Origin of the sequence: Streptococcus sp. 4155 (assembly GCF_013276695.1) — a bacterium.
Lineage (GTDB): Bacteria > Bacillota > Bacilli > Lactobacillales > Streptococcaceae > Streptococcus > Streptococcus pseudopneumoniae.
Genome location: NZ_VMLM01000009.1, coordinates 1 through 3,553 on the forward strand (window position 1 = coordinate 1; position 3,553 = coordinate 3,553).

The 3,553-nt window shown below is 40.0% G+C and carries 1 protein-coding gene and 1 pseudogene; one reads left to right on the forward strand and one right to left on the reverse strand.

The annotated features are described in order from the left end of the window. Positions 1 to 152: 152 nt before the first annotated feature. Positions 153 to 695 (reverse strand): annotated as a pseudogene (locus tag HT715_RS01425) (transposase); the annotation flags it as partial. Between the two features lie 390 nt (positions 696 to 1,085). Between HT715_RS01425 and HT715_RS01430 the strand changes: the two are divergent. Beyond that, positions 1,086 to 3,553: cell wall-binding protein (locus tag HT715_RS01430; protein ID WP_172922798.1), on the forward strand; the 2,468-nt coding region annotated here is incomplete at its 3' end.

The following is a 3,553-nucleotide window of genomic DNA, read 5'->3' on the forward strand; positions in this document are numbered from 1 at the left end:
TGTTATGACGCGCTTACGAAGTATATTGAAAAATCTCCAGACTAGAGAACTCACGGATAGTTCCTAATCTGGAGATTTCTTATTTGCACTTTTCTTGTACAACTTTATTCCATGGTAAATAAGCCTCTAAAACCTCTTTGTTTACGAGAGCCTGCTAGTTTGGGGGTGGATTCAAAAAACTTCCTTCTCACATGCGCCCAACATCCAACAAGTTCAGCTTCTTCCAGTTGACGATAAGCTTCTAGCGGTTCGCAGTTTACCAAGCTTAGCATCGCCTTTCTCCTAAACCTTGGACTGCTATCGCATAGGCAGAACTAGAGGACTAAAGTCCTAAGTTACTGCCGCAACATGTCACAATGCACATAGCCAGAATAATCTCCTAGGAATTCTTGTACTGCTGAACCACTTCGACACTGATCATGGTGGTAAAGCCTAATCCCTTGTTTCTCTGATTTTCCTGACAAAAAAGTCCAATAGTAGGTCAGATGGCTATCACTTTCTAAGACCCGATAAGAGGTTTCATCCGCATGAAGAAGAGCTTGTTCTAACAACTTTTCTCGTAAAATGTTATAAAGGGACTCTAAATAGTATTGACTCGTCTTGATATGCCAATTAGAAATTTCCTTACGTGTGATTGGTAAACCCATCCTAGCCCAATCTTCTTCTTGGCGATAATTGGGTACCTTCAGATTAAACTATGGTTTGGTTGCTTTTCATTATAGATGATACGGGACTTTTTTCTACAACAAAATAGGCTCCATAATATCCATAGGGGATTTTCCTACTACAAATATTATAGAGCCAAAATCTCCAGCCTAGAGAATTCATGAGGGTCTGAAAGGGTCAGGTATTTATGTTTTGTCATAGTAGAACTCATTTCTAACTCAAACGTCTCACACTAAATTCCACCATAAAAATCTGTTTTAAACCAATTTCCACTTTGACCAGACTAGGGGGAGTTGTCCGAATCATAATTTTAGATAAATATTGGGTAAACATTGGGAAAATACTTGACATATATGTTGTAGAAGAGTATAATGATGGTGATTCAGGTGATTAAAAATAATAATAAAGAGGTGACCTAAATGGGGAAGAAAAAGATGATTTTTGCTAGCCTAGCCAGTGCGGTAGTTTTAGGGGCTAGTCTTACTAGCGTTCAGCAATTGGCTGTAAAAGCTGATGAATCAAATACTACTAACACTAGCAAAGCATCCGAAAAATCTAAAAAGGATTTTGAAAAAGCGGAAGAAGCTAGAAAAGAAGCTGAAGCTAAAGTTGCTGAACTACAGAAAAAAGTAGAGGAAGCGAAAGCCAAAGCTGAAGAAGCTGCTAAGAAAGCGAAATCCGAAGCAGATGAGGCTAAAGTTGCAGATGAGGCAAAAGCAAAAGCTGAAAAAGCTAAACAGGCTGCTGATGCTGAGCTAGCTGCTGCTAAAAAGGAAGAAGCTGAAGCTAAAGAAGCAGTGATGAAGGCGTTGACAGAACTTGAAAAGGCTGCAGAAGATAAAATTAATGCTAACGATGAGATTAAGGACAAAGCAGCAGCTATTAAAAAAGCAAAAGAGAGAATCGGTAAAGAAGATTTACTGAAAGCGATTGAAAATGGTCAAATCAAGGCTAGTGATGTTGTGAAGGAATTGCCAACAAAGGAAGATGAAAATCCAGTTATTACTAGCAAAGACTCTTCTCTTCCTGAAGAGATAAAAGCTAAAATCAAAAAAGCCCAGGAGGCTGATGCCAAACGTCCACAATCCGAAAAACTGCAAGATAAGGCGGATCAATTGGGGGATGAAATTGACTCTCTAACCAAGCAAGCTAATAAGGCCAAAGCCGAAGCTGAGAAAAAAGCTGCAACTCTGGTAGAAGAAGAGAAAAAACTAGAAGAAGCGAAAGCAGCTCATGAAGCTGCACAAGCTGAATTTGAAAAGGCTTTAGCACTGGCTGAGTCTTATAAGGAAGATATTGATGCTCGTGTTGACGACTTCAATGACACTCTCAAAAAAGCAAAGGAAGCGAGAGACAAAGACCCAGAAGCGAAAGCGAAATATGACCTTGAAGATGTTTTGACGCAATTTGAGAAGGCTGCAGAAGATAAAATTAATGCTAACGACAAAATTAAGGACAAAGCAGCAGCTATTAAAAAAGCAAAAGAGGCAATCGGTAAGGAAGATTTACTAAAAGCGATTGAAAGTGGTGCGATTAAGGCTAGTCAAGTTTTGCAAGACTTGCCAACAGGAGATGAAAGTACTTCAACTACTACCGGTCAACTGTACAGTGAAATGAAGGAACTTCCAGATGAAATAAAAACAAAAATTAATGCAGCCGGAGAAGCAGACAAGAACCGTCCAGATTCAGAAAAACTGCAAGATAAGGCGTATCAATTGGAAGATGAGATTGATTCTCTAACCAAGCAAGCTAATAAACTCAAAGCTGAGCTTGATAAAAAAGCTGAAGAACTTAGAAGCAAAGACAAAGAATCAGAAGAATATAAAAAAGAGCAGGCTGAATTTGAAGAGCGTTATGAAGTTCTGAAATCTTATGCAGAAGACATTAAAGATCGTACCGAGGAATTCAACAAGACTCTTGACGAGATAGAAGAAAAGAAGAGTTCAGAAGAGAAAAAAGAAGATCAAGCCAAAGCTGAGCTTGAAGCAGCCTTGACAGAACTTGAAAAGGATGCCGAAGCTAAGATTAATGCAGATGATAAGATTAAGGACAAAGCAGCGGCTATTCAAGCAGTTAAAGCGGCAATCGGTAAGGAAGATTTACTAGACGCAATTGAAAGTGGTGTCCTCAAAGTTAGTGAGGTTGTGAATGAGTTGCCAACAGAGGAGGAGAGCTCTGTCTCTGAGAACAGTAACAATACAGTTGGTAGTATTAGCACACTTCCTGAAGAATTGAAAAAGAAAATTGAGGAAGCCACAAAAGCAGACAAGGAACGTCCAGAGTCAGAAAAACTGCAAGACAAGGCGGATCAATTGGGAGATGAAATTGCCTCTCTAACCAAGCAAGCTAATAAGGCCAAAGCCGACCTTGAGCAAAAAGCTAAAGCTCTGGAGGAACAAAAAAGAAAACTCAAAGAAGCGGAAGCAGCTCGTGCAGCAGCAGAAGCTGAATTTAACCAGGCGGATGCCCTTGTTGGATCTTACGCAGAAGATATTAATTCTCGTGTTGATGACTTCAATAAGACCCTTGAAGAAGTAAAGGAAGCAAAAGCGAAGGAACCAGCTAAAACGGAAGAAGAAACTCCGGCTCAACCCCAAGAAGAGGCAGATACTAGAATTGCGGAGTTAGAGCAAAAAGCAGCAGAATCTAAGAAAACAGCTGATGATGCGACTGCTAAGGCTGAAAAAGAAAATAATGAAGCAAGAGCAGCTGAAAATTCAAAAGCTGAAGCTGAACAAGCTCAAACAGCTGCTGAAGCTGAACTAGAGAAGGCTAAAGCTGAGGCTGAAAAAGCAAAAGCAAAAGTTGAAGAGCTTGAAAAAGCAGAAAAAGCTGATCAGGAACCATCTGAACAGCCAGCGGAACCAGCTCAACCAGCGGAACCAGC